The sequence below is a fragment of the Cellulomonas wangleii genome (assembly GCF_018388445.1).
GTDB classification, from domain to species: domain Bacteria; phylum Actinomycetota; class Actinomycetes; order Actinomycetales; family Cellulomonadaceae; genus Cellulomonas; species Cellulomonas wangleii.
In genome coordinates, this window is record NZ_CP074405.1 from 3,277,555 (window position 1) to 3,300,499 (window position 22,945).

21 protein-coding genes are annotated in these 22,945 nt (G+C 74.6%); 11 read left to right on the forward strand and 10 right to left on the reverse strand.

Features of this window, described 5'->3' with window-relative positions; all coding sequences use genetic code 11:
* Window positions 1–18: 18 nt before the first annotated feature.
* Window positions 19–2,100: a SpoIIE family protein phosphatase gene (locus KG103_RS15120; RefSeq protein ID WP_243656166.1), complete on the reverse strand. Its 2,082-nt coding sequence runs from the start codon at window positions 2,098–2,100 to the stop codon at window positions 19–21.
* A 261-nt stretch (window positions 2,101–2,361) separates the two neighbouring features.
* Here KG103_RS15120 and KG103_RS15125 point away from each other — a divergent pair, with 261 nt between their 5' ends.
* Window positions 2,362–2,676, forward strand: coding sequence for an STAS domain-containing protein (locus tag KG103_RS15125; RefSeq protein ID WP_307859476.1), 315 nt, complete (start codon window positions 2,362–2,364; stop codon window positions 2,674–2,676).
* Between the two features lie 115 nt (window positions 2,677–2,791).
* Here KG103_RS15125 and fbaA read toward each other — a convergent pair whose 3' ends face one another.
* On the reverse strand, window positions 2,792–3,814 hold the full coding sequence (fbaA, locus tag KG103_RS15130) for a class II fructose-bisphosphate aldolase (RefSeq protein ID WP_207339335.1): 1,023 nt from the start codon (window positions 3,812–3,814) through the stop codon (window positions 2,792–2,794).
* Between the two features lie 149 nt (window positions 3,815–3,963).
* Window positions 3,964–4,713: a TrmH family RNA methyltransferase gene (locus KG103_RS15135; protein WP_207339336.1), complete on the reverse strand. Its 750-nt coding sequence runs from the start codon at window positions 4,711–4,713 to the stop codon at window positions 3,964–3,966.
* 111 nt (window positions 4,714–4,824) lie between these two features.
* Between KG103_RS15135 and KG103_RS15140 the strand changes: the two genes are divergently transcribed.
* From KG103_RS15140 to KG103_RS15165, 6 genes are all read left to right on the forward strand, one after another.
* Window positions 4,825–5,619, forward strand: a complete 795-nt coding sequence (locus KG103_RS15140) for an IclR family transcriptional regulator (RefSeq protein WP_207339337.1) — start codon at window positions 4,825–4,827, stop codon at window positions 5,617–5,619.
* Between the two features lie 234 nt (window positions 5,620–5,853).
* Complete coding sequence (gene eda / locus KG103_RS15145; RefSeq protein ID WP_207339338.1) at window positions 5,854–6,477, forward strand: bifunctional 4-hydroxy-2-oxoglutarate aldolase/2-dehydro-3-deoxy-phosphogluconate aldolase; 624 nt, start codon at window positions 5,854–5,856, stop codon at window positions 6,475–6,477.
* A 50-nt stretch (window positions 6,478–6,527) separates the two neighbouring features.
* A complete protein-coding gene (locus KG103_RS15150) occupies window positions 6,528–7,631 on the forward strand; it encodes a sugar kinase (RefSeq protein WP_207339339.1) in 1,104 nt (367 codons plus the stop codon).
* A gap of 124 nt (window positions 7,632–7,755) precedes the next feature.
* Window positions 7,756–8,607 (forward strand): VTT domain-containing protein, encoded by an 852-nt coding sequence (locus KG103_RS15155; protein WP_207339340.1) that lies wholly within the window; start codon window positions 7,756–7,758, stop codon window positions 8,605–8,607.
* Window positions 8,604–9,377: an HAD-IIA family hydrolase gene (locus KG103_RS15160; protein ID WP_207339341.1), complete on the forward strand. Its 774-nt coding sequence runs from the start codon at window positions 8,604–8,606 to the stop codon at window positions 9,375–9,377. The genes KG103_RS15155 and KG103_RS15160 overlap by 4 nt, the downstream gene beginning before the upstream one ends.
* A 79-nt stretch (window positions 9,378–9,456) precedes the next feature.
* Entirely contained in the window at window positions 9,457–10,476 is a 1,020-nt protein-coding gene (locus KG103_RS15165; protein WP_207339342.1) for an AAA family ATPase, read from the forward strand.
* A gap of 56 nt (window positions 10,477–10,532) precedes the next feature.
* Here KG103_RS15165 and KG103_RS15170 read toward each other — a convergent pair whose 3' ends face one another.
* The 4 genes from KG103_RS15170 to KG103_RS15185 form a co-directional block, all read right to left on the reverse strand.
* Window positions 10,533–11,102 (reverse strand): LemA family protein, encoded by a 570-nt coding sequence (locus KG103_RS15170; RefSeq protein WP_207339343.1) that lies wholly within the window; start codon window positions 11,100–11,102, stop codon window positions 10,533–10,535.
* A gap of 53 nt (window positions 11,103–11,155) precedes the next feature.
* A complete protein-coding gene (locus KG103_RS15175; RefSeq protein ID WP_207339344.1) occupies window positions 11,156–11,944 on the reverse strand; it encodes a hypothetical protein in 789 nt (262 codons plus the stop codon).
* An 11-nt stretch (window positions 11,945–11,955) separates the two neighbouring features.
* Entirely contained in the window at window positions 11,956–12,531 is a 576-nt protein-coding gene (pyrE, locus tag KG103_RS15180) for an orotate phosphoribosyltransferase (RefSeq protein WP_207339345.1), read from the reverse strand.
* 96 nt (window positions 12,532–12,627) lie between these two features.
* The gene (locus KG103_RS15185) at window positions 12,628–13,422 is read right to left on the reverse strand and encodes an SDR family NAD(P)-dependent oxidoreductase (RefSeq protein WP_207339346.1); all 795 of its coding nucleotides are present in this window, start codon (window positions 13,420–13,422) and stop codon (window positions 12,628–12,630) included.
* A gap of 178 nt (window positions 13,423–13,600) precedes the next feature.
* Between KG103_RS15185 and KG103_RS15190 the strand changes: the two genes are divergently transcribed.
* Together KG103_RS15190 and recQ are read left to right on the forward strand one after the other, a co-directional pair.
* Entirely contained in the window at window positions 13,601–14,416 is an 816-nt protein-coding gene (locus tag KG103_RS15190; RefSeq protein WP_207339347.1) for an SDR family NAD(P)-dependent oxidoreductase, read from the forward strand.
* 80 nt (window positions 14,417–14,496) lie between these two features.
* Window positions 14,497–16,584: a DNA helicase RecQ gene (recQ, locus tag KG103_RS15195; protein ID WP_207339348.1), complete on the forward strand. Its 2,088-nt coding sequence runs from the start codon at window positions 14,497–14,499 to the stop codon at window positions 16,582–16,584.
* Between the two features lie 30 nt (window positions 16,585–16,614).
* Here the strand turns inward: recQ and KG103_RS15200 are convergent, their stop codons facing one another.
* Window positions 16,615–17,712 (reverse strand): LacI family DNA-binding transcriptional regulator, encoded by a 1,098-nt coding sequence (locus KG103_RS15200; RefSeq protein WP_207339349.1) that lies wholly within the window; start codon window positions 17,710–17,712, stop codon window positions 16,615–16,617.
* Window positions 17,713–17,858: 146 nt separating this feature from the next.
* On the opposite strand from KG103_RS15200, the gene manD reads away from it, so the two are divergent.
* Together manD and KG103_RS15210 are read left to right on the forward strand one after the other, a co-directional pair.
* Window positions 17,859–19,094 carry a D-mannonate dehydratase ManD gene (gene manD / locus KG103_RS15205; RefSeq protein WP_207339350.1) on the forward strand — a complete coding sequence of 412 codons (1,236 nt, stop codon included), beginning with the start codon at window positions 17,859–17,861 and terminating at the stop codon, window positions 19,092–19,094.
* Entirely contained in the window at window positions 19,091–21,283 is a 2,193-nt protein-coding gene (locus KG103_RS15210; protein WP_207339351.1) for an alpha-glucuronidase, read from the forward strand. Before manD ends, KG103_RS15210 begins: the two co-directional genes overlap by 4 nt.
* Before the next feature lie 78 nt (window positions 21,284–21,361).
* On the opposite strand, the gene KG103_RS15215 is transcribed toward KG103_RS15210, so the two are convergent.
* Both KG103_RS15215 and KG103_RS15220 read right to left on the reverse strand, forming a co-directional pair.
* Window positions 21,362–22,402, reverse strand: coding sequence for an aldo/keto reductase (locus KG103_RS15215; protein ID WP_207339352.1), 1,041 nt, complete (start codon window positions 22,400–22,402; stop codon window positions 21,362–21,364).
* Window positions 22,403–22,433: 31 nt separating this feature from the next.
* A complete protein-coding gene (locus KG103_RS15220) occupies window positions 22,434–22,925 on the reverse strand; it encodes a type III secretion system chaperone family protein (RefSeq protein WP_207339353.1) in 492 nt (163 codons plus the stop codon).
* Window positions 22,926–22,945: the final 20 nt, after the last annotated feature.

The following is a 22,945-nucleotide window of genomic DNA, read 5'->3' on the forward strand; positions in this document are numbered from 1 at the left end:
CCCGCCGCGCGACCGCCCTCAGGCGTGCCGCGCCGACGCGGGCAGTGACCCCGGGCGCACCTTCGCCCACACGACCTTGCCGCCGCGCGACTGCCGCCACCCCCAGTCGGCGAGCCGCTCGACGATCTGCATGCCGAAGCCCCCCACGCGGCCGGGGTGACCGTCGGTCGTCACCGGCGGGGTCGGGTTGGCGTCCTCGACCTCGATGCGCAGCCCGTCGCCCGTGTCGTACAGCTGCAGGGCCACGTGCCCCCAGCCGTGCAGGACGGCGTTGGCCACCAGCTCGGAGACCACGAGCTCGGCGTTGGCGGCGTCGGGGATCTCCCACGCCTGGCAGGTGCGCACCACCGCGTGGCGGGCCCGGCCGATCGACGCCGGCTCGCTGGGCAGCGCCCACCGCCGCCGCCGCGGCGAGACGGCTCCCGCCAGGTGGTCGTCGGTGCCGGGCACACGCAGGACCACGACGGCGACGTCGTCCTCCGGGTGGTCCGCGAGCCGCGAGAGCAGGTCCTCGCCGATGCCCGCGGCGTCCCGCGCGGTCACGGCGGCGGCCACCGTCTCCAGCTCCTCCAGCCCGGCCCGCAGGCTGCGGTCGCGACGCTCGACCAGCCCGTCGGTGTAGTAGACGACGACGTCACCCGGTGCGAGCTCGACCTCGTCCGTCGCCCGCCCGCCCTCGCCGAACCCGACGAGCCGACCACCCGTGCCGCGCAGCAGCCGGGTGCGCCCGTCGCGCACGTGCAGCAGCGGCAGGTGCCCGGCGCGGGAGTAGCGCAGCGTCCAGCAGCCGCCCTCGCCGCGGACCAGCGCGGAGTAGACCAGGCTCGCGGCCCGCGGGATCCGCATGCCGCCGAACAGCTGGTCGACCCGGTCCAGCACCGGACCCGGCGTGGTGATGTCGAACGCGTACGACCGCACGACCGAGCGCAGCTGACCCATCGTGGCGGCCGCCTCGACGTCGTGCCCGACGACGTCCCCGATGACCACGCCGACGGTCTGCGGGTCGATCTGCAGCACGTCGTACCAGTCGCCGCCCACCTGCACGTCGTCGGAGTTGGGCGAGTAGTACGTCCACACGTCGAGACCGTCCACCTCGGCCTGCTCCGGCAGCATCGCCCGCTGCAGCGTCTCGGCCAGGCGGTGCTCGCGGTCGTACAGCCGCACGTTGTCGATGGACAGCCCCACGCGTCGCGCCACCAGCTCGACGACCGTGCGCTCGGAGGCGTCCAGCGCGGCGGTCCCCCCGCCGCCGCGGGGCCGCACGACGAGCATGCCGACCGGCCGTCGCCGGCCCGGGACCACCTGCACGACGACCCGCTGGTCGCCGTCGGCGTCGTCCGACGCGAGCCGTGCCGACAGCCACTGCGCGTAGGTGCCCTCGGGGTGCTCGGCCGCCAGGTCCAGCTCCAGCACGTCGCCGTCGGTGCCGGCCAGCAGCCGGCCCACCGGGTCCTGCCGGCACCGCGACAGCATCCGGCCCGACGGCCCGTGGTGGCGCGCGACGCCCGCACGGACGGGCTCGAGCCCGTCCGCCGCCCACAGCCCGTTGTCGAAGAGGAAGAAGTCGGCACGCTCGACCACCTCGGACTCCAGCAGCGCCGCGATCTCGCGCAGCCCGTGGGGCTCGTCCACGTCCATGAGCAGGTCCGACACGCGTGCGATGAGCGACAGGCTGCGCCGCTCACGACGTTCCTCGGCGACGAGCGCCGCCTGCTCGGCGGACGCGCTGAGCTCGGCGGTGAGGTCCTGCACGCCCGCGACGAGCGTCCCGGGCGGGACGTCGGCACCGGCGGGCACGGCCGAGACGTGCGCCACGCACCGCACGTGCACGCCGTCGGCGCGGCGCAGCACGACCGGGTGGGTCGACGGCCCGCGCCGGTACTCCCGCACCGCCTCCGGGTCGGTCGGCCGCACCCGCGGGTCCGCCAGCACGTCGAGCCCCACGATGGTGTCGGCCGCGTACCCGACGGCACGCGCGAGGGCGTCGTTGACCCACACGACACGGATGCCCGAGGGTTGCGTACGCAGCACCGCGTAGGGCACCTCGGTGGCGGCGAACGCGGCCCCGAGCGCCGCCGCGGTGGGCGCAGGACCGGTCAACGGCAGGGCGACCGGACCGTTCCCCCGGTTCGCTGGCGTAGTCTCGGACGTCGGTTCCGTGGCGTGGGAGTTGACCACCACCACCTCCGATCGTCTAGCGTGCCGAACGGATGGACGGCTCGACCAACCCGGCGAGCCCCACCAGCGCCCGGAAGGAGCATCGTGCGAGACGCTAACAGTCCTTCCGCCGACGAGGATGCCGCCACGGCGGACCCGACCGACCCGGTCACGGTCGGCGAACCCGGCGCAGTGCAGGTCATCGTGGGGACCGACCGCACCCGCATCGTCCTGTCGGGCGAGGTGGACGCGGACCTCGGCCCCGAGCTCCAGGAGGCCACGGCAGAGGCGGAGCAGCGTGGTCTGCCGATCGAGGTGGACGCGCACCACGTCACGTTCATGGACTCGTCGGGCGTGGCCTTCCTCGCCCGGCTGTCGATCCGCAGCGAGCACCGCGTGCGCCTGCTGCGCGTGCCGCCCACCGTGCGCTTCCTCCTCGAGGTGACGCGCATCGGCGAGCTGCTCGACGTGGTCGACGACGACGACGCCCCGTTCCAGCCGGTCGAGCCCACGTCCTGACACGAGCCCACGTCCTGACGCGTCGCCCCGACGCCGGTGACGTCGGGCCCCGGACGACGACGGCCCCGGTCCCCCTCGCGGGGACCGGGGCCGTCGTGCAGGCTCAGCGCACCGGTCAGGAGATCCGGGTGCCCGCCGAGCGCAGCTGCTGGCACGCCTCGACGATGCGGGCGGCCATGCCGGCCTCGGCCAGCTTGCCCCACGCGCGCGGGTCGTACGCCTTCTTGTTGCCGACCTCGCCGTCGATCTTCAGGACGCCGTCGTAGTTGGTGAACATGTGGCCGACGACCGGGCGCGTGAACGCGTACTGCGTGTCGGTGTCGATGTTCATCTTGATGACGCCGTTGTCGACCGCCTCGGCGATCTCCGCGGCCGTCGACCCGGACCCGCCGTGGAAGACGAGGTCGAACGGCGACTCCTTGCCGATCTTCGCGCCGACCTCACGCTGGATGTCCGCGAGGATCGACGGGCGCAGCTTGACCGCACCAGGCTTGTAGACGCCGTGCACGTTGCCGAACGTGAGGGCCGTCAGGTAGCGGCCCTTCTCGCCCGCACCGAGCGCCTCGACGGTCTTCAGACCGTCCTCGGCCGTGGTGTAGAGCTTCTCGTTGATCTCGGCCTCGTGGCCGTCCTCCTCGCCACCGACGACGCCGACCTCGATCTCGAGGATCGTGCGGGCCGCCTGCGAGAGCTCGAGGAGCTCGGCCGCGATGACGAGGTTCTCGTCCAGCGGGATGTCCGAGCCGTCGAACATGTGCGACTGGAACGTCGGGTTCTCGCCGCGCTTGACCTGCTCCGCCTCGAGGGCGAGGAGCGGGCGGACCCACGAGTCGAGGTTCTTCTTGACGCAGTGGTCGGTGTGCAGCGCGATGGTCACGCCGTAGTTCTTGGCGACCTCGGTGGCGTACGCGGCGAGCGCGAGCGTGCCGGAGACGCGGTTCTTGACGGTCGAGCCGGAGGCGTACTCGGCGCCACCGACGGAGACCTGGATGATGCCGTCCGACTCGGCCTCCGCGAAGCCCTGGATGGCGGCGGTGACGGTCTGGGACGACGTGATGTTGACGGCGGGGTAGGCGAACTTGCCGGCCTTCGCCCGGTCGATCATCTCGGCGTAGACCTCGGGGGTGGCGATGGGCATCGCGGCTCTCCTGATGTTCGGGTGCGGTACGACACGAGTCTGCCACCACCGGGCCCCGAGCGTTCCGGGACGTCCACCGGGACCAGGTCGCCCGGCCCGGGAGAGGTCGTGGTGCACGCGCCCGAGGACCGCCCGGGAGCGCGACGCCGTCAGTGCGCGCCGGCGCCGCCGGGCGGCGTCACGTGCTGCACCATCCACGTGTGCATGGCGATCGCCGCCGCCGCGCCCGCGTTCAGCGACCGCGTGCTGCCGTGCTGGGTGATGTGCAGGACGACGTCGCAGACGTCCTGCGCCGCGGCGGTCAGCCCCGTGGACTCCTGCCCCAGCAGCAGGACGCACGCGCGCGGCAGCGCGTACCCCTCGATCGGTACCGACCCGGGCACGTTGTCGAGGCCGACGACCGGCAGGCGCCCGCCGTCCGGCCCGGCGCCGGCGGCCCACGCCGCGAGCGCCGCCGCGTCGGCGTGGTGGTGCACGTGCAGGTAGCGGTCCGTCACCATCGCGCCGCGCCGGTTCCAGCGACGACGCCCGACGACGTGCACACCCGCGGCGTTGAACGCGTTGGCCGTGCGCACCACCGAGCCGATGTTGAGGTCGTGCGCCCAGTTCTCGATCGCGACGTGGAACGGGTGCCGCCGGCTGTCGAGGTCGGCCACGATCGCCTCGACCGTCCGGTAGCGGTAGGCGTCGACGACGTTGCGCCGGTCGCCGTGCGCGAGCAGCTCGGGGTCGTAGCGGGGGTCGAGGCGGTCCGTGCCGGGCAGCCGTGGCCAGGCCGCCGGGCCCCCGGGCCAGGGCCCGACGCCGACCTCGTCCGGCGGGCCGCCCACCGCCGGGCCGGCCTGCGCCGCACCCGCGACGGAGCCTTCCTGACCTGCAGGGTCGTCCGATCGCGGCATGCTGCCGAGCGTAGTCGCGGGCGCCCGCGGCGCGGTCCGCACCGCGGCCCCGGTGGCGCGCGCCGTGTCCGCACGCCACGGTTCGCGACCGCGGGCTCCTAGGCTGCAGGCATGGCACCCCCGCAGGACGAGGCACCGGTCGCCGGTGACGCCGTCGGCGCGGGGGCGTCACCGGTCGAGGCCGTCGACCGGGCGCTGCGGGTGCTCGAGGCGCTGGCGGCTGCCGGGCCGCACGGCACCGGGCTGGCGGAGCTCGCGTCGGGGCTGGGGCTGAACAAGACGACCGTGCACCGCACGCTCGCCGCGCTGCGCCACCGCGGTTTCGCGACGCAGGAGCCGTCCGGCCGGTACGTGCTCGGCCCCGCGGCGACGCGGCTGGGTGACGACTACCTCGGCGACGAGAACCTGCCCGTGCTGCTGCACCCCGCGCTCGTGGCGCTGAGCCGGGACGTCGACGAGCTGGTCCACCTGGGCGTGCTCGGCGGGCGCGAGGTCGTCTACCTCGACAAGGTCGAGCCCGAGCGCCCGGTGCGCGTCTGGTCGGCGATCGGGCGCCGCAGCCCCGCGGTCACCACCGCGCTCGGTCGGGCGCTCCTGGCGTACCGCGGGACCGACCGCGCGGCGCTCGCCGGCTACCTCACGGCGGGCGAGGTCGACGCCGAGCACGTCTGGGACGTCCTCGAGCGGGCGCGCCGCACGGGGTACGCGACGGAGGTCGAGGAGAACGAGGCGGGCATCAGCTGCCTCGCGGTGCCGCTCGTGCGCGCGGGTGCAGCGGTCGCGGCGGTGTCGGTCACCGCCCCGGTCGAGCGCATGACGCCCGGACGCGTCGCGGAGCTGCACGCCGCCGTGCTGCGCGTGCTGCCGCCCCTGCTGCCGGACGGGCTCACCCTCCCCCACCCGTGAGCCGGCCGGCCGGTCCCACCCCCTGCGGTTGACCGCTGGTCGTCCCGGAGCACCCAGCCGGGCCCGGAGCACCGCCGAACCGACCACTGGTCACCCCCGCGCAGCGGCGGCCCCCCCGGGCGGGTGTGCCGCGGCGCGCCCGCCGGTGACGGGGTGGACCCCGACATGAGACAGTGTTCCCCTCAGCGGCACGAGCGTTCCGCTAGGCGCAACACGTTCGAAGGAGAACCCGCGATGGACACCCTGGACCAGCTCGCCGCCGCCCGGCTCGTCCCGGTCGTCGTGCTCGACGACGCCGCCGACGCCGCGCCGCTCGCCGCCGCGCTCGTCGCGGGCGGGCTCCCCGTGGCCGAGGTGACCTTCCGCACCGCCGCGGCCCCCGACGCCATCCGCGTCATGAGCGAGCGCGGCGACCTGCTCGTCGGCGCCGGCACCGTCCTGACCGCCGCACAGGTCGACCAGGCCGTCGCGGCGGGCGCCTCGTACGTCGTCTCCCCCGGGCTGAGCCGGGCCGTCGTCGAGCGGTGCCAGGAGCACGGCGTGCTCGCCCTGCCCGGTGCGGTCACCGCCACCGAGATCCAGGCCGCGCTCGAGCTCGGCCTGACGACCGTGAAGTTCTTCCCCGCCGGCACGTCGGGCGGCCCGAAGGCGATCGCCGCCCTCGCGGCCCCGTTCGGCGGGGTGGGGTTCGTCCCCACCGGCGGTGTCAGCGCCGCGAACCTCCACGAGTACCTCGACGTGCCCGCCGTCGTCGCCGTCGGCGGCTCGTGGATGGTGGGCAAGGACCTCGTGCGTGCCGGCGACTTCGCAACCGTCACCCGCCTCACCGCCGAGGCCGTCGCCCTCACCCGGCGCTGATCCGCGCCGCACCGCCCCCGGACGCCGACCTCCACGAGACCGAGGACCCCATGAGCAGCCTGCCCATCCGCCCCGCGGCCGAGTGCCGCTACGACGTCGTCTCCCTCGGCGAGGTGATGCTGCGCCTCGACCCGGGCGAGGGCCGCATCCGCACCGCCCGGCAGTTCCGCGCGTGGGAGGGCGGCGGCGAGTACAACGTCGCCCGCGGCCTGCGCCGCGCGTTCGGCCTGCGCGCGGCCGTCGTCACCGCTCTGGCCGACAACGAGGTCGGCCGCCTGGTCGAGGACCTCGTCCTCACCGGCGGCGTCGACACCTCGTTCATCCGGTGGGTGCCCTACGACGGCATCGGCCGCGGCGTGCGCAACGGCCTGAACTTCACCGAGCGCGGGTTCGGCGTCCGCGGTGCCGTCGGGGTCTCCGACCGCGGCCTGACCGCGGCCTCGCAGATGAAGCCCGGCGACGTCGACTGGGACCACCTGTTCGGGGACCTGGGCGTGCGCTGGCTGCACACCGGCGGCATCTACGCCGCGCTCAGCGGGACGACGGCCGAGCTCGTCGTCGAGGCGGTGACCGCCGCGAAGCGTCACGGCACCGTCGTGTCCTACGACCTCAACTACCGGCCCTCGCTGTGGAAGGCCATCGGCGGGCAGGCGACGGCCCAGGAGGTCAACCGGCGCATCGCCGAGCACGTGGACGTCATGATCGGTAACGAGGAGGACTTCACGGCCTCCCTCGGGTTCGAGGTCGAGGGCGTCGACGAGAACATCTCCGCCATCGAGGTCGACGCGTTCGCCGCGATGATCGAGCAGGCCGCCGCCGCGTACCCGAACTTCCAGGTCATCGGCACCACGCTGCGCACCGTGCACTCGGCGTCCTGCAACGACTGGGGCGCGATCGCGTGGTCCCGCGACACCGGGGTCGTGCAGGCGACGTACCGCGAGCGCCTCGAGATCCTCGACCGCGTCGGCGGCGGCGACTCGTTCGCGTCCGGGCTGATCTACGGCCTGCTCGACGGGCAGCCGCTGGCGACCGCCGTCGAGTACGGCGCCGCGCACGGCGCGCTCGCCATGACCACGCCCGGCGACACCACGATGGTGACGAAGGCCGAGGTCCTCAAGCTGGCGGGCGGGGGCAGCGCGCGGGTCGACCGGTGACCCGGCCCCCACGCCCGCCCAGCGCCGTCACCGTCCGCGCCCGGGGCGCCGGCGGCCCGACGTGCACGGGTCCTGCACCCGGGGACCAGCCGCCGCCCACGTCGCGCGCCGTACGCTGGGACCCATGCTGACGACGACGGTGCTCGCTGCCGCCCTGACCGATGCCCCGATGCAGGCCCTGGCGGCCGGCCCGCTGCCCGCGCTGGGCCCGGACTTCCTCGACGCCGAGAAGCTCATCAACTCGTTCGGCACCGCGGCGCTCATCGGCATCGTCGCCGTCGTCTTCATCGAGACCGGGCTGCTGTTCCCGTTCCTGCCCGGTGACTCGCTGCTCTTCACCGCCGGGGCGCTCGTCGCGCAGGACTCGCTGCAGCTCAACATCTGGGTGCTGTGCCTCCTGCTGTTCCTCGCCGCGTTCACGGGCGACCAGGTCGCGTACGTGATCGGCCGCAAGCTCGGGCCCAAGGTCTTCAACCGGCCCGACTCGCGGTTCTTCAAGCAGAAGTACATCGACCAGACGTACGCGTACTTCGACAAGTACGGCGGCCGCACGATCATCGTCGCGCGGTTCGTGCCCTTCGTGCGGACGTACGCGCCCGTCGCGGCCGGCGTCGGCAAGATGCACTACCGCCACTTCGTGTCGTACAACGTCATCGGCGCCCTGCTGTGGGGCGTCGGGGTCACGCTCCTGGGCTACTGGCTGGGCAACTTCTCCTTCATCAAGAACAACATCGAGGCCCTGCTGATCCTCATCGTCGGCGTCTCGGTGCTGCCCGTGGTGTTCGAGCTGTGGAAGGCGCGCCGCAAGGAGAAGGCCGGTGAGACGGTCGAGGGCCGCGACACCGACTACGACGAGCCGGTCGAGCGCGCGGCCGTCGAGCGGGAGGTCTTCGGCCACGCCGCCACGCCGCCCGTGGACGGGCAGGCCGGCACGGAGGTCGTCGACGACGGTGCGGCGGAGCGCACCGAGCGATGACCCGCGAGATCCGGTCGTGGCTCTCGGACATGGACGGCGTCCTGGTCCACGAGGGCACCGCGCTGCCGGGCGCGGCGGAGTTCGTCGACGCGCTCAAGGCCGCCGGCCGTCCGTTCCTCATCCTCACGAACAACTCGATCTTCACGCCGCGCGACCTGCGGGCGCGGCTCGCCGCCACCGGGCTCGACGTGCCGGAGGAGTCGATCTGGACGTCCGCGCTGGCGACGGCGCAGTTCCTCACCGACCAGATGCCCGGGGGCTCCGCGTACGTCATCGGCGAGGCCGGCCTGACGACCGCCCTCTACGAGGCCGGCTACACGCTGACCGCCACCCGCCCCGACTTCGTCGTGCTCGGTGAGACGCGCACCTACTCGTTCGAGGCGATCACGCAGGCCATCCGCCTGGTCCAGGGCGGCGCCCGGTTCATCGCCACGAACCCCGACGTCACGGGGCCCAGCGCCGACGGCGACCTGCCGGCGACCGGCGCCGTGGCCGCGATGATCTCGGCCGCGACCGGACGCAAGCCCTACTTCGTCGGCAAGCCCAACCCGATGATGATCCGCTCGGCGCTCAACCGGATCGACGCGCACTCGGAGACGACGGTCATGGTCGGCGACCGCATGGACACCGACGTCGTGGCCGGCATCGAGGCGGGCCTGCGCACGTACCTGGTGCTCACGGGGTCCACGCGGGAGCAGGACGTGCAGCGCTTCCCGTTCCGCCCCACGGCGGTGCTGGACTCGGTGCAGGACCTGCTCGCGCTCGTCTGAGGGGCGTCCGGGCCGCCCAGGGGCTCCTCCGGGGCCGTTCGTCCCGCCTGCACGCCCTGCGCCGGGGGCACGCTGGAGCATGCGCAACAGCGAGCTCGCCCAGGTGCTGCGCGCGGCCAACCCCTGGTGGTCGCGTCGCCGCCGTGCGTCCTGGGTGCTCGACGACGCCGACCTGGCGACCCGCGCACGCCACGAGTGGCAGCCGGCGACGCAGGCGGCCCGCTCGCTCCTGGCGGACCTCGCCGCCGGACCCCGTCCCGGCACGGTGACCGTCGTCGCCGGCCCGCGCGGCGTCGGCAAGACGACCGCGGTCAAGGACGTCGTCGCGCATCTCGTGGCGGACCCCCGCACCGACCCCCGCCGCGTGGTGCTCGTCCCGGTCCAACGGACCGAGCCCGACGGCACGGTCGCGCAGTGGGAGCCTGCCGACCTCTCCACGACGGTGCGCACCCCCACCCGGACCGGTGCTCCGGCGTGCGACGACCCGCGCGTGCTGGTCCTGGACGAGGTGGGCACCGTCGCCGGGTGGCCCCAGGTGGCCGCCCACGCGTTCCACCGCGGCGACCAGGTGGTCGTCACGACGTCCGTGCTCGACCCCGCCGACCTCGCCGCCCTGGAGCAGGAGGTGCCGGCCGCCACGGTCCGGCGCCTGCACCCCGCGAGCATGTCCGAGGTCCTGCTCGCCCAGCCGGGCGGTGGCACGCAGGACGTGCGCAGCGCCTACCTGCGCCACGGCGGCCTGCCGCGCGCGCTGGCCGAGCACCGCGACCTGGGCGACGTCGGCGACGAGCTGGTCCGGTGGCTGGCGGCGGGGCTGCACCACGACGTCTGCCGCGGCGAGGGCGGCTGCCCGACCGAGCTGCTGCTGGCGGCGCTGTGCGCGACCACCGACCGGTTCGTCGAGCCGCAGCAGCTGGCACGTGCGCTCCGCCTGTCGACGGCCGAGGTGGCGCGGCTGCTGGCACGCCTGGAGCAGGCGCACCTGCTGGACCCGCGCCGCGGCCTGGTCGACCCGCTGCTGCACCGGCTGCCGTCACTGCTGGCGCCCGACCGGTACGCCGCACCGTCGGCCCAGCACATCGCGACGTTCTCGCACTGAGCACGACGACGCCCGGCCACCACGGGCCGGGCGTCGGGTGGTGCGGCAGCGGCGGCTCAGAACCCCACGGTCGGGGCCCGACGCACCTGCGGGTCGTCGACCTCGAAGTACTCGGCGCGCGTGAACCCGAACGCACCGGCCACGAGGTTGGCGGGGAACGACTCGACCTTGGTGTTGAGCTCGCGCACGTTGGCGTTGTAGAACCGGCGCCCCGCGGCGATGCGGTCCTCGGTGTTGGCCAGCTCGGCCTGCAGCTGCTGGAAGTTCTCGCTGGCGCGCAGCACGGGGTAGTTCTCGGCGACGGCGAGCAGCCGGCCGAGCGCGGCGTTCAGCGCGTTCTCCTGCGTGGCCTGCTCGGCGGGCCCGGCGCTCGGTCCTGCGGCCGCCGCGCGGGCGCGCGTGACCTCGTCGAACACGCCGCGCTCGTGGGCGGCGTACCCCTTGACCGTCTCGACGAGGTTGGGGATCAGGTCGTGCCGGCGGTGCAGCTCGACGTCGATCTGCCGCCACGACTCCTGCACGAGGTTCCGCAGGCGGACGAACCCGTTGTACTGCGCGACCCCCCACAGCAGCACGAGGACGACGACGACGGCGATCACGACGAGGGCGATGAGGCCTCCGCTCACGGCGACTCCTTGGGTCGGGACGTGCGCCGATCGTACCGGCCGCGTCCCCGTGCTCAGGTGCCGCGTGCGACGTCGTCCCGGGCCGGGTCGTACCCGTGGTCCTGCCACACGTGGCGCGGGACCCCCCGCACCACGGCCGCCAGCACGCCCAGCCGGGGTGCGATGCGGGCGGTGTCCGTGGCGCCCGTCTCCCAGGACGTGATCCACGTGCCCTCGATGCGCCAGGCGACGCCGAGGGCGTCGGGCCGCAGCAGCCGTTCGAGGGTGCGCGGGTGCAGGATCGCGTGCGCCGTGCGCGCGTCCGGCGCGTCGACCCGGTACGCGGCGTTGAACGCCGCGGACTCCAGCTGCAGGTCGCGCGCACCGAACGCCTTGGCCACGCGGGCGCCCACGCCCTCGGCGGTCACCTCGAGCGTCGGCAGGTGGGCGGGCAGGCGGAGCGCGACGACGTGCACCTCGTGCTCGCGCCGCTCGTCACCGCTGCCCGTGGTCCACGTGTACGTGAACGACACGGCGGACAGCCCCTCGTACGTGCCGGTCAGGACCTCCGTGACCGTGCGCGAACGGCCCTGGCCGAAGGGCCGGCCCGTCTGCAGGGCGGCCAGACCGAGCCCGGGGTCCCGCGGTGCGAAGGTCCAGCCGGTCGCCGCCGCCCACGCCGTCAGCTCCGCGGCGCGCCGGCTCCGCAGCCACGCGCCGCCCACGGCGCTCAGCACGGCGACCGCGCCGATGAGCAGGAGCATCCCGCCGCCCTGCGGAGCCAGACCGGTCCACGAGCCCACGGTGACGAACGCGACCAGCCCCAGCACGGCGTACGCGCCGAACCGCACCCCCTGCCGCACCGCGGTGCCCGTCAGGCCAGGCCGAGGTCGGACAGGTCGAGCAGGTGGTGGTACGCGACGCCGAGCGCCTCGATCGCCTCGCGCGCGCCGGTGCCGCGGTCGACGATCGTCGCGACGGCCACGACCTCGCCGCCCGCCTCCCGCACGGCCTCGACCGCGGTGATGGCCGACCCGCCCGTGGTCGACGTGTCCTCGACGACGACCACGCGACGACCGGCCACGTCGGGGCCCTCGATGCGGCGCTGCAGGCCGTGGGCCTTGCCCGCCTTGCGCACGACGAACGCGTCGAGGTCCTGCCCGCGCGACGCGGCGGCGTGCAGCAGCGCCGTGGCGACGGGGTCCGCACCCAGCGTGAGCCCGCCGACGGCGTCGATCTCCGCGGTGCCCAGACCGACCTCCTCGAGCAGGTCGAGCAGCAGGTGGCCGATGAGCGGGGCAGCCCGGTGGTGCAGCGTCACCCGGCGCAGGTCGACGTAGTAGTCGGCCTCCTTGCCGGACGACAGCGTGACCCGCCCGTGCACGACGGCGAGGTCACGGACGAGGGCGACGAGCTGGTCACGGGGCGCTGCGGCGGGGGCGTCGGTCACGGCCCGAGGGTACCGGGCCGCCCCGGCGCCCGGCGTCCGGCGTCCGGGTGCCGGGGCGGCCGCTGCCGCGGGCACGCAGCCCGACGGGCCGACGGGTCAGGACTCGTCGGTCTGCGCCTGCGCACCGTCCGGCAGCGCGCGCCGGTACCCGCCGAACGCCCGCACCGCGGAGCGGGGCGCGAGGCGCAGCAGCGCCGAGACCGCCTTGTACCGCAGGCTCGGCGTCGACAGGACGACACCGCGGCGGACGTCCGCGAGCGCGGCGGCCACCACGTCCTCGGCGTCGAGCCAGCCCACCTCGGGGTAGTGCGCCGTGTCGATGCGCCCGCGCTCGTGGAACTCGGTGCGCGTGAACCCCGGGGCGACGACGGTCGCGGTGACGCCCGTCCCCTTGAGCTCGACCGACAGGGCCTCGGTGAACACCCGCACCCACGCCTTGTGCGCGGAGTAGGTGCCGGTCGCGATGAGCCCGGCGACGGATCCGACGTTGAGGATCGCGCCGCGGCCGCGCGCCCGCATCGCGCCGGCGGCCTCGTGCGACAGCACCATGACGGCCCGGACCATGAGGTCGAGCGCCCGCTCCTCCGCGGCGAGGTCGCCGTCGACGAAGCTCTGGTTGAGCCCCATGCCCGCGTTGTTGACGAGCAGCCCGACGGGCCGCTCGTCCGAGCGCAGGCGGGCGGCGACGCGCTCGAGGTCGCCGCGGTCGGTGAGGTCGGCGGCGAGCACCTCGGCACGGACGCCGGCCGCGGCCTCGAGCTGCGAGGCGAGGCGGGTCAGCCGCTGCTCGTCGCGGGCGACGAGGACGACGTCGTGGCGGGCGGTGGCGAGCTGCCAGGCGAACTCCAGACCGAGTCCGGCGCTGGCGCCGGTGACGAGTGCGGTTCCCATGGGCGCCACCCTACGGATCGCGCGCCCGTCGCGTCGCGTCGGCGGGTCCGCCGCGCGGCGGATCCGCAGGTGGCGGGCCCTCGTGCGGTGTCAGGTGCCCGGTCCGCGGTCTCCGGGTGCCCGCCTGCCGGACCGCCCGTAGCGTGGTGCGCCCGACGTCGACCCGGAGGTGCGTGCCATGGAGACGCCCCTGCTGCCCGCCCCGCTCGCGCTCGTCACCGGTGCGTCGAGCGGCATCGGCCTGGAGATCGCGACGCGGCTGGCCGAGCTGGGCCACGACCTCGTCGTCACCGCCGAGGACGAGGCGATCGGCCTGGTCGCCGAGGGCCTGACGCAGCACGGCCGCGCGGCGCGGGCCGTGCGCGCCGACCTCACGCAGGCCGAGGGGGTCGACGCGCTCGTCGCCGACGTCGTGGCCGGGGGACGGCCGCTGGACGTGCTCGTGCTCAACGCGGGGCGGGGCGCCGGCGGCGCGTTCCTCGACGTGCCGCTGGAGGACGACCTGGCCACGATCGCGCTCGACGTGGTCGCCCCGGTGCGGCTGGCCAAGGCGCTGCTGCCCGCGATGGTCGAGCGCGGTGTCGGCCGGGTCCTGGTGACGTCGTCCGTGGGCGCGCTCATGCCCGGGCCGTACTACGCGACGTACGCCGCGTCGAAGGCGTTCGACCTGTCGTTCGCGCAGGCGCTGCGGTACGAGCTGCGGGACACGGGTGTCACCGTCACGGCGCTGCTGCCGGGCCCGACCGACACCGACTTCTTCGAGACCGCCGGCATGCAGGACACGCGCGCGGGGCAGGGCCACAAGGACGACCCCGCCGACGTGGCCCGGCAGGCGGTCGACGGTCTGCTGAAGGGGGACGAGAAGGTCGTGGTGCGGTCGCTGCAGGCACGGGGCCAGGCCGCCGCGGGTGCGCTGCTGAGCGACGGCGCCGGGGCGGCGCTGCAGGCCCGGTTCGTCGAGCCGCGGGACACCGAGCCCGCCGACGGGCGCTGAGGCGCCGGGTCCCGGCCTCCCGTCCACAGCCGGACGCCGACGCGCCCCGCCGCACGCCCGACGGCTCGTAGGGTGGGGGCGTGCTGCCGGACCCCGCCGTTCCCGAGACCCGTCGCCGACGGTCGGCCGGACCGCTCGACGACCCGCCGCCCGCCGACGCCCCGACCTGGGACGACGCGCCGGCCGAGCCGTGGTGGGACGACGCTCCCCCGCCGCCGGACGACGCCCCGCCGCCCGAGGCGTGGGACGAGGACCCGTGGGGCGCGCCGGCGCCGGGCCGCACGAGCGCGCGCCGACCGGACGCGCCGCGCAGCACGGCCGCGGGACGCCCGGCCCCGTCCCACGGGACGCCGGCCGAGGTGCTGCACCGGGTCTGGGGCTACGAGGCGTTCCGCGGCGAGCAGGCCGCGATCGTCGACACCGTGGTCGCCGGCGGTGACGCGGTGGTGCTCATGCCCACCGGCGGCGGCAAGTCGCTGTGCTACCAGGTGCCCGCGCTGGTGCGCGAGGGCACCGGGGTCGTCGTCTCCCCGCTGATCGCGCTCATGCAGGACCAGGTCGACGCGCTGTCGGCCCTGGGTGTGCGCGCCGGGTTCCTCAACTCGACGCAGGAGCGCGACCAGCGCCGGGCGGTGGAGGCCGCGTTCCTGGCGGGCGAGCTGGACCTGCTCTACCTGGCCCCCGAGCGGCTGCGCGTCCCGGAGACCCTCGACCTGCTGGACCGCGGCCACGTCGCGCTGTTCGCGATCGACGAGGCGCACTGCGTGTCCCAGTGGGGGCACGACTTCCGCCCCGACTACCTGGCGCTGTCGCTGCTGCACGAGCGCTGGCCCGACGTGCCGCGGATCGCGCTCACCGCCACCGCGACGCACACGACGCACCGGGAGATCTGCGAGCGCCTGCAGCTGACGGACGCCGCGCAGTTCGTCGCGAGCTTCGACCGCCCCAACATCCGCTACCGGATCGTGCCGAAGGACAACCCCCGCGCCCAGCTGCTGCAGCTGCTGCGCACCGAGCACGCGGGCGACGCCGGCATCGTCTACTGCCTGTCGCGGGCGTCCGTCGAGCAGACGGCCGAGACGCTGCGCAAGGAGGGCATCGACGCGCTGCCGTACCACGCAGGGCTCGACCGGCGGGTCCGGGCCGCCAACCAGTCCCGGTTCCTGCGGGACGACGGCGTCGTGATGGTCGCGACCATCGCCTTCGGGATGGGGATCGACAAGCCCGACGTGCGGTTCGTCGCGCACCTGGACCTGCCCAAGTCGGTCGAGGGCTACTACCAGGAGACGGGACGCGCGGGCCGCGACGGGCTGCCGTCGACGGCCTGGCTCGCGTACGGCCTGGCGGACGTGGTGCAGCAGCGCCGCATGATCGACACGTCCGAGGGCGACGCCGCGCACAAGCGGCGCCTCACGCAGCACCTGGACGCGATGCTCGCGCTGTGCGAGACGGTGGACTGCCGCCGGGTGCAGCTGCTCGCGTACTTCGGTCAGGAGTCCGACGGGCCCTGCGGCAACTGCGACACGTGCCTGGAGCCGCCGCAGTCGTGGGACGGCACCGTGCCGGCGCAGAAGCTGCTGTCGACGGTGGTGCGGCTGGACCAGCGCGGGCAGCGGTACGGGGTGGGCCACCTGGTCGACATCCTGCGCGGCAAGGTGACGCCGCGCGTGCAGCAGCTCGGGCACGACCAGCTGTCGACGTTCGGGATCGGGCAGGACCTGTCGGACGGCGAGTGGCGCGGCGTGGTGCGTCAGCTGCTCGCGGCCGAGCTGCTCGCGGTCGACACCGAGGGCTACGGCACGATCCGCCTGCTGCCCGCGTCGGCGGAGGTGCTGCGCGGGGAGCGCGAGGTGCGGCTGCGCCGCGAGCCGGAGCGCACCGGGCGCTCGACGCGGGAGCGACGCGGCTCCGGACGCACCCCGGCGGCGGCGGCGGACCTGACGGGCGGCGACGCCGGGCTGTTCGAGGCGCTGCGCGCGTGGCGCGCGGGCGCCGCCAAGGAGCAGGGCGTGCCCGCGTACGTGGTGTTCCACGACGCGACGCTGCGCGAGATCGCGACCCGTCGCCCGACGACGCGTGCCGAGCTCGGCACGATCAGCGGGATCGGCGCGGCCAAGCTCGACCGGTACGCCGAGGGGGTCCTGGCCACGGTCGCGGCCGACGGCTGACGCCCCGGGCTGTCGACCTGTCGGGCGGCGTCAGCCCACGGGCCCGGTCGAGGACCGGACGACCAGGTGCGTGGGCAGCAGCACGGGGTCGGCCGCGTCGCGGCCGCGGGTGACCGGCTCGTCGTCGAGGTCGGGCGCCCGGTCGAGGTCGGAGGCCTCGTCCGGGTCGGCCGCCGGCGCCGCGTCGGGGTCGTCGTCGGCCGGGCGGTTCCCCTCGAGCCGCGCGAGCAGCAGGTCGGCCGCCATGCGCCCCGCCTCCTCCACGGGTGACTCGACGGTCGTCAGGGCGGGACGCACCAGGTCGGCACCGAAGATGTCGTCGCACCCGATGACGCTCAGGCGCTCGGGCACGGGCACCTCGCGGGCGTCGAGCCGTTCGAGGACACCGAAGGCGAGCAGGTCGTTGAACGCGACGACGGCGGTGGCACCGGCGTCGAGGGCGGCGTCGGCCGCGGCCGCACCGGCCTGCCGCACCGGGGCGTAGGGGCCGAGCACGACCAGCTCCACGCCCAGGCGCGCCGCGGCCGGCTCCAGTGCCTCGCGGCGGCGCCGGTCGGACCACGACGTCACCGGGCCGGAGGCGTAGGCCACCCGCCGGTGCCCCAGCGAGGCCAGGTGCTCGAGCGCCTGGACCATGCCGCCGGCGGTGTCGAGCAGCACGCCCGGTGTGCCGGGGATGGTGCGGTTGACCACGACGAGCGCGAGATCCGCCGCCGCGGCCGCGATCTGCTCGTCGGACAGACGCGAGGCGGCGAGCACGGCGCCGTCGACCTGGCCGCGGAGCTTGCGCAGGGTGTCGAGCTCGACCTCGGCGGACTCCTCGGTGTCGGCGAGCACCTGCACGTACCCGGACTCCCGCAGCCGCGCACCGGTGCCCCGCACCAGCCCGAAGAAGAACGGGTTGGTGACGTCGGGCAGCACGAGCGCGACGGTGGCGGTGCGGCCCGAGAGCAGCGCGCGGGCCGACGCGCTCGGGATGTACCCGAGCTCCTTGGCGGCCGCGACGACGCGGTCGGCGGTGTCCGCGTTGACCCGGCCGGGGCGGGTCAGCGCCCGCGACGCGGTCGACACGGCGACCCCTGCGGCCGCTGCCACGTCCCGCAACGTGGGCTGTCGCCTGACGGCCATGCACCCTCCAGGTCAGCTCGTCGCCGACGGTGCGGCGGTGCACCGGGCGGATCTTGCTGGCAAACGATTGCCAGCCTAGCGTGTCGGGGCCTACTCTCACCAGTGCCCCTCGCGACGTCGCGATCGGGCGAAAGGAGCCTCCCACGATGCCCGGCACGACGATCCGCTCGGCCGAGGTGCTGGTGTCCAGCCCCGGCCGCAATTTTGTAACGTTACGCCTCGTCACCGAGGATGGCGTGGAGGGCCTGGGTGACGCCACCCTCAACGGGCGCGAGCTGGCTGTCGCCAGCTACCTGACCGACCACGTGGTCCCCCTGCTCATGGGCAGGGACGCGCACACGATCGAGGACACCTGGCAGTTCCTCTACCGCAGCGCGTACTGGCGCCGCGGGCCCGTGACCATGGCCGCGATCGCCGCCGTCGACGTCGCGCTGTGGGACATCAAGGCCAAGCTGGCCGGGATGCCGCTGTACCAGCTGCTCGGCGGCGCGTCGCGCAACGGGATCATGGCGTACGGCCACGCGTCGGGCCGTGACCTGCCCGAGCTCTTCGACTCGATCCGCCAGCACCTCGACGAGGGCTTCCGGTCCATCCGCGTGCAGACCTCCGTGCCCGGCGTCGACGCCGTCTACGGGGTCGCCGCGCAGCCGTCGTCGTCCGGGCGCTACGACTACGAGCCCGCGCAGCGCGCGCCCCTGCCGGCCGAGGAGGACTGGGACACCCGGGCCTACCTGCGCCACATCCCCCGGGTGTTCGAGGCCGTGCGCAACGAGTTCGGCCCCGAGCTGCCGCTGCTGCACGACGGTCACCACCGCATGACGCCCATCCAGGCCGCGCGCCTGGGCAAGGACCTCGAGCCGTACGACCTGTTCTGGCTGGAGGACTGCACGCCGGCGGAGAACCAGGACGCCCTGCGCCTGGTGCGGCAGCACACCGTGACGCCGCTGGCGATCGGCGAGGTCTTCAACACCGTCTGGGACTACCAGACGCTGATCCGCGAGCAGCTCATCGACTACGTCCGCTCGGCGGTCACGCACACCGGTGGCATCACGGCGCTGCGTCGCATCCTCGACTTCGCGGCGCAGTACCAGATCAAGTCCGGCATCCACGGCCCCACCGACATCTCCCCCGTCGGCATGGCCGCAGCGCTGCACCTGGACCTCGCGATCCACAACTTCGGCATCCAGGAGTACATGAAGCACTCCGCCACCACGGACGAGGTCTTCCGCACGTCGTTCACGTTCGCGGACGGCTACCTGCACCCGGGCCACGAGCCCGGCCTGGGCGTCACCTACGACGACGACGCGGCCTCGCGCCACCCCTACCAGGCGGCGTACCTGCCGTTCAACCGGCTCAAGGACGGCACGGTGCACGACTGGTGAGCGCCACCGACACGCCCCAGGTCCACCCCGCGTGGCTGCCCGACGCCGCGTTCGCACCGCTCGGCTCCCGGCGCGTGCTCGTGGCCGTCGGCCCGGGCGCCGGGCCGGTCGGCGCGACCGTCGTCGACGAGGTCCGGCGGGCCACCGCCGCGCACGGCGGGTCGGTCACGGTCCTCGCACCCGGCGAGGCGCTGCCCGATGCCGCGTCCGTCCGGTCGCACGACCTCGTGCTGGTCGTGGCGTCGCGTGCCGCCGAGCGCGACAGCGGGGCGGCCCGACAGGTCCCGCCCCCGGGTCGCGCCCCGCAGCCGCCGCACCCGAACGACGCGCTGGTGGCCGTGGCCACCGACGGCGCGCTCGTCGCCGCCGACGGGGCGCCGGGCCTCAGCCCTGACATGTTCGTCCGGGTCCGCGCAGGCGGCACCACCGTGGTCGTCGCCGGCGCCGCGACGGGCCTGCTCTACGGCCTGCACGACGTGGTACGGCTGGGCGAGGACGCGTTCGGTGACGACGCCCCGCCGGTGCGCGACCTGCCCGTCGCCCCGGTCCGCATGCTCGACCACTGGGACAACATCGACGTCCACCCCGTCATGGGGCAGGTCGAGCGCGGGTACGCGGGCGGCTCGATCTTCTACGCGGACGGCCGCGTGCGCGAGGACCTGTCCCGCGTCGCCGACTACGCGCGGCTGCTCGGGTCGATCGGGATCAACGCGGTGGCGATCAACAACGTCAACGTCCACCGCACCGAGGCGCGGCTGCTCACCGACGGGCTGGCCGACGTCGCGCGCGTCGCCGACCTCTTCCGCCCCCACGGGGTGCGGACGTACCTGTCGGTGTCGTTCGCGTCGCCCGTGGTGCTCGGTGGCCTGCCGACGTCGGACCCCGCCGACCCGGACGTCCAGGCGTGGTGGGCTGCCGCGGCGGACCGCGTCTACGCGACGATCCCCGACTTCGGCGGGTTCGTCGTCAAGGCGGACTCCGAGGGGCAGCCCGGGCCGTTCGCGTACGGCCGCGACCACGCCGACGGGGCGAACCTGCTGGCCCGCGCGCTGCGCCCGCACGGCGGGACGGTGTTCTGGCGCGCGTTCGTCTACAACCACGAGCAGGACTGGCGCGACCGGCGCACCGACCGCGCGCGGGCCGCGTACGACCACTTCGCACCCCTGGACGGCCGGTTCGACGACAACGTCGTGCTGCAGGTCAAGTACGGGCCGATCGACTTCCAGACCCGGGAGCCGATCTCGCCCGTGCTGGCCGCCATGCCCCGCACGCGCCTGGCCGTCGAGCTGCAGGTCACGCAGGAGTACACGGGCCACCAGAAGCACGTGTGCTACCTGGGGCCGCTGTGGTCGCAGGTGCTGACGTTCCCGCTGGCCGAGGACGCGACGCGGGACGTCGCGGCGCTCGTCTCGGGGCTGCCGGGGCGGCGGGACACGCCGTCCGGGGAGCTGCCGGCCGGTGGCGTCACCGCCGTGTCCAACGTCGGGGACGACGAGTTCTGGACCGGCCACCCGCTGGCGCAGGCCAACCTGTACGCGTACGGGCGGCTCGCGTGGGACCCGGAGGCGGACCCGGTCGCGCTGCTCGACGAGTGGATCGGCCTGACGTTCCCCGGCGCCGACCCGCGCGTGCGCGACACGCTGCACACGCTCATGGACGGCTCGTGGCTGACGTACGAGGCGTACACGGCCCCGCTGGGCGTGGGCTTCATGGTGGACCCGGGGCGCATGCACTACGGGCCCAACGTCGACGGGTACGAGTACTCGAAGTGGGGCACGTACCACTTCGCGGACCGCGACGGCATCGGCGTCGACCGGACCGTCGCGACCGGGACCGGCTACGCCGGGCAGTACCCGTCGCCGTGGCGTGAGACGTACGAGGACCTGGCCACCTGCCCGGACGAGCTGCTGCTGTTCTTCCACCACGTGCCGTACTCGCACGTGCTGCACAGCGGCACCACCGTGATCCAGCACGTCTACGACTCGCGCGCCGACGCCGTCGACGTCGTCGAGTCGTGGGTGCCCGCGTGGGACGCGCTGCGCGGCCTCGTCGACGACCGTCTGCACGCGCGGGTCGCCGAGCGGCTGACCGAGCAGGTCCGGTCCGCCACCGAGTGGCGCGACCAGGTGCGCTCCTACTTCTTCCGGAAGTCCGGGGTCCCGGACGCCTCGGGGCGGCCGATCTACTGACGCCCGTCCCGGGCGATGCGTGAAGGGGTGCTGCCGGACCTCGGCAGCACCCCTTCACGCCTCATCGGCCGAACCGCCTCAGCGGCCCGTCCCGTCGACGGCGTGCTCGTCGATCGCGGCCAGCTCGTCGTCCGTCAGCGGCGGCGCCGACAGCGCGGCCACGTTGTCCTCGAGCTGGGCCACCGAGCTCGCGCCGACGAGCGCCGAGGTGATGCGGTCGTCGCGCAGCACCCAGGAGAGCGCGAGCTGCGCGAGGGTCTGGCCGCGTCCCGCCGCGATCTCGTTCAGCGCACGCGCGCGCGCCAGGTACGTCTCCGAGAGCGCGCGCTCGGAGAGGAAGGGGCTGGCACCGGCCGCGCGGGACCCCGCCGGGGCGGCACCGCCCAGGTACTTGTCGGTCAGCAGCCCCTGCGCCAGCGGCGAGAACACGATCGTCCCCACCCCCAGGTCGCCCACGACGTCGAGCAGCGACTCGGTCTGCCCCTCGGCGACGTTCTCGACGTGCCGGTTGAACATCGAGTAGCTCGGCTGGTGGATGAGCAGCGGCACGCCCATGCCGGCGAGCACCGCGTGCGCCTCGCGGGTCTGGGCCGGCGTGTAGTTGGAGACCCCCACGTACAGCGCCTTGCCGCTGCGCACGGCCTGCGCCAGCGCACCCATCGTCTCCTCGAGCGGCGTCGAGGGGTCCGGGCGGTGGTGGTAGAAGACGTCGACGTACTCCAGGCCCGTACGCCGCAGCGACGCGTCGAGCGAGGACAGCAGGTACTTGCGCGACCCGCCGTCCTGGTACGGGCCGGACCACATGTCGTAGCCCGCCTTGGTCGAGATGACGAGCTCGTCGCGGTACGGCCGCAGGTCCGCCGCCAGGTGCCGGCCGAGGTTCTCCTCGGCCGCACCCGGCCGCGGGCCGTAGTTGTTCGCGAGGTCGAGGTGCGTGATGCCCAGGTCGAACGCGCGGCGCAGGACGTCACGCTGCGTGCCGAACGGCGTCAGGTCACCGAAGTTGTGCCACAGCCCCAGGGACAGCGCGGGCAGGTCGAGGCCCGAGCGCCCGGTGCGGCGGTAGGGCATGGTCGCGTACCGGTCGTCGGCGGCGCGGTACGGCTGCAGGGCGGGCATGCGGGGGCTCCTCGTCGTCGGGGGTGGGGTGTCAGCCCTGCTGCTGCTGCAGCGCCGCCCGCGCCGCGGCCGCCTCGGCCGGGAACGCCTCGTCGAGCTGGGCGAACAGCTGCAGCGTCGTGGCGATGCCGCACGCGAGGTGCTGGTCGACCTGGACGTCCGCGACCCCGTGGGCGTAGTCCACCGTGTGCTCGCCGTAGACACCGAGGACGTCGTCCTCGGTCCGCACGTACCCCTTGGGCCACAGGTGGGTCGAGTTCCACTCGTTGACCAGCGCGGTCACGTCCGCGAGGCGCGCGGCGGGCACCTCGCGGCTCCAGCGACCGCGCACCTGCAGCGACATGTCGCCGGGGCCCAGCAGGAAGAAGTAGAAGAGGTGCCCGTCGAAGTACCCGCCGACGTCACCGTCCTCGTCGATGCCGTACTCCAGACCACGCGCGTCCAGGACCGCGGTGACGCGCTCCCGCTCGAGGGGGGCCAGGGCGGGCGTCGGACCGGACGTGTCGTCACCGAGGAGAGCCATGGTCGGGGAGCCTAACCACC

Excerpts from the sequence above, each read along its gene's own strand:
- KG103_RS15160 (WP_207339341.1), top strand. The coding sequence starts at position 8,604 with ATGACCCGCGAGATCCGGTCGTGGCTCTCGGACATGGACGGCGTCCTG.
- eda (WP_207339338.1), top strand. The coding sequence starts at position 5,854 with ATGGACACCCTGGACCAGCTCGCCGCCGCCCGGCTCGTCCCGGTCGTC.
- KG103_RS15190 (WP_207339347.1), top strand. The coding sequence starts at position 13,601 with ATGGAGACGCCCCTGCTGCCCGCCCCGCTCGCGCTCGTCACCGGTGCG.
- KG103_RS15165 (WP_207339342.1), top strand. The coding sequence starts at position 9,457 with ATGCGCAACAGCGAGCTCGCCCAGGTGCTGCGCGCGGCCAACCCCTGG.
- KG103_RS15215 (WP_207339352.1), bottom strand. The coding sequence starts at position 22,402 with ATGCCCGCCCTGCAGCCGTACCGCGCCGCCGACGACCGGTACGCGACC.
- KG103_RS15140 (WP_207339337.1), top strand. The coding sequence starts at position 4,825 with ATGGCACCCCCGCAGGACGAGGCACCGGTCGCCGGTGACGCCGTCGGC.
- KG103_RS15200 (WP_207339349.1), bottom strand. The coding sequence starts at position 17,712 with ATGGCCGTCAGGCGACAGCCCACGTTGCGGGACGTGGCAGCGGCCGCA.
- fbaA (WP_207339335.1), bottom strand. The coding sequence starts at position 3,814 with ATGCCCATCGCCACCCCCGAGGTCTACGCCGAGATGATCGACCGGGCG.
- KG103_RS15150 (WP_207339339.1), top strand. The coding sequence starts at position 6,528 with ATGAGCAGCCTGCCCATCCGCCCCGCGGCCGAGTGCCGCTACGACGTC.
- KG103_RS15155 (WP_207339340.1), top strand. The coding sequence starts at position 7,756 with ATGCTGACGACGACGGTGCTCGCTGCCGCCCTGACCGATGCCCCGATG.
- KG103_RS15220 (WP_207339353.1), bottom strand. The coding sequence starts at position 22,925 with ATGGCTCTCCTCGGTGACGACACGTCCGGTCCGACGCCCGCCCTGGCC.
- KG103_RS15135 (WP_207339336.1), bottom strand. The coding sequence starts at position 4,713 with ATGCCGCGATCGGACGACCCTGCAGGTCAGGAAGGCTCCGTCGCGGGT.
- KG103_RS15185 (WP_207339346.1), bottom strand. The coding sequence starts at position 13,422 with ATGGGAACCGCACTCGTCACCGGCGCCAGCGCCGGACTCGGTCTGGAG.
- manD (WP_207339350.1), top strand. The coding sequence starts at position 17,859 with ATGCCCGGCACGACGATCCGCTCGGCCGAGGTGCTGGTGTCCAGCCCC.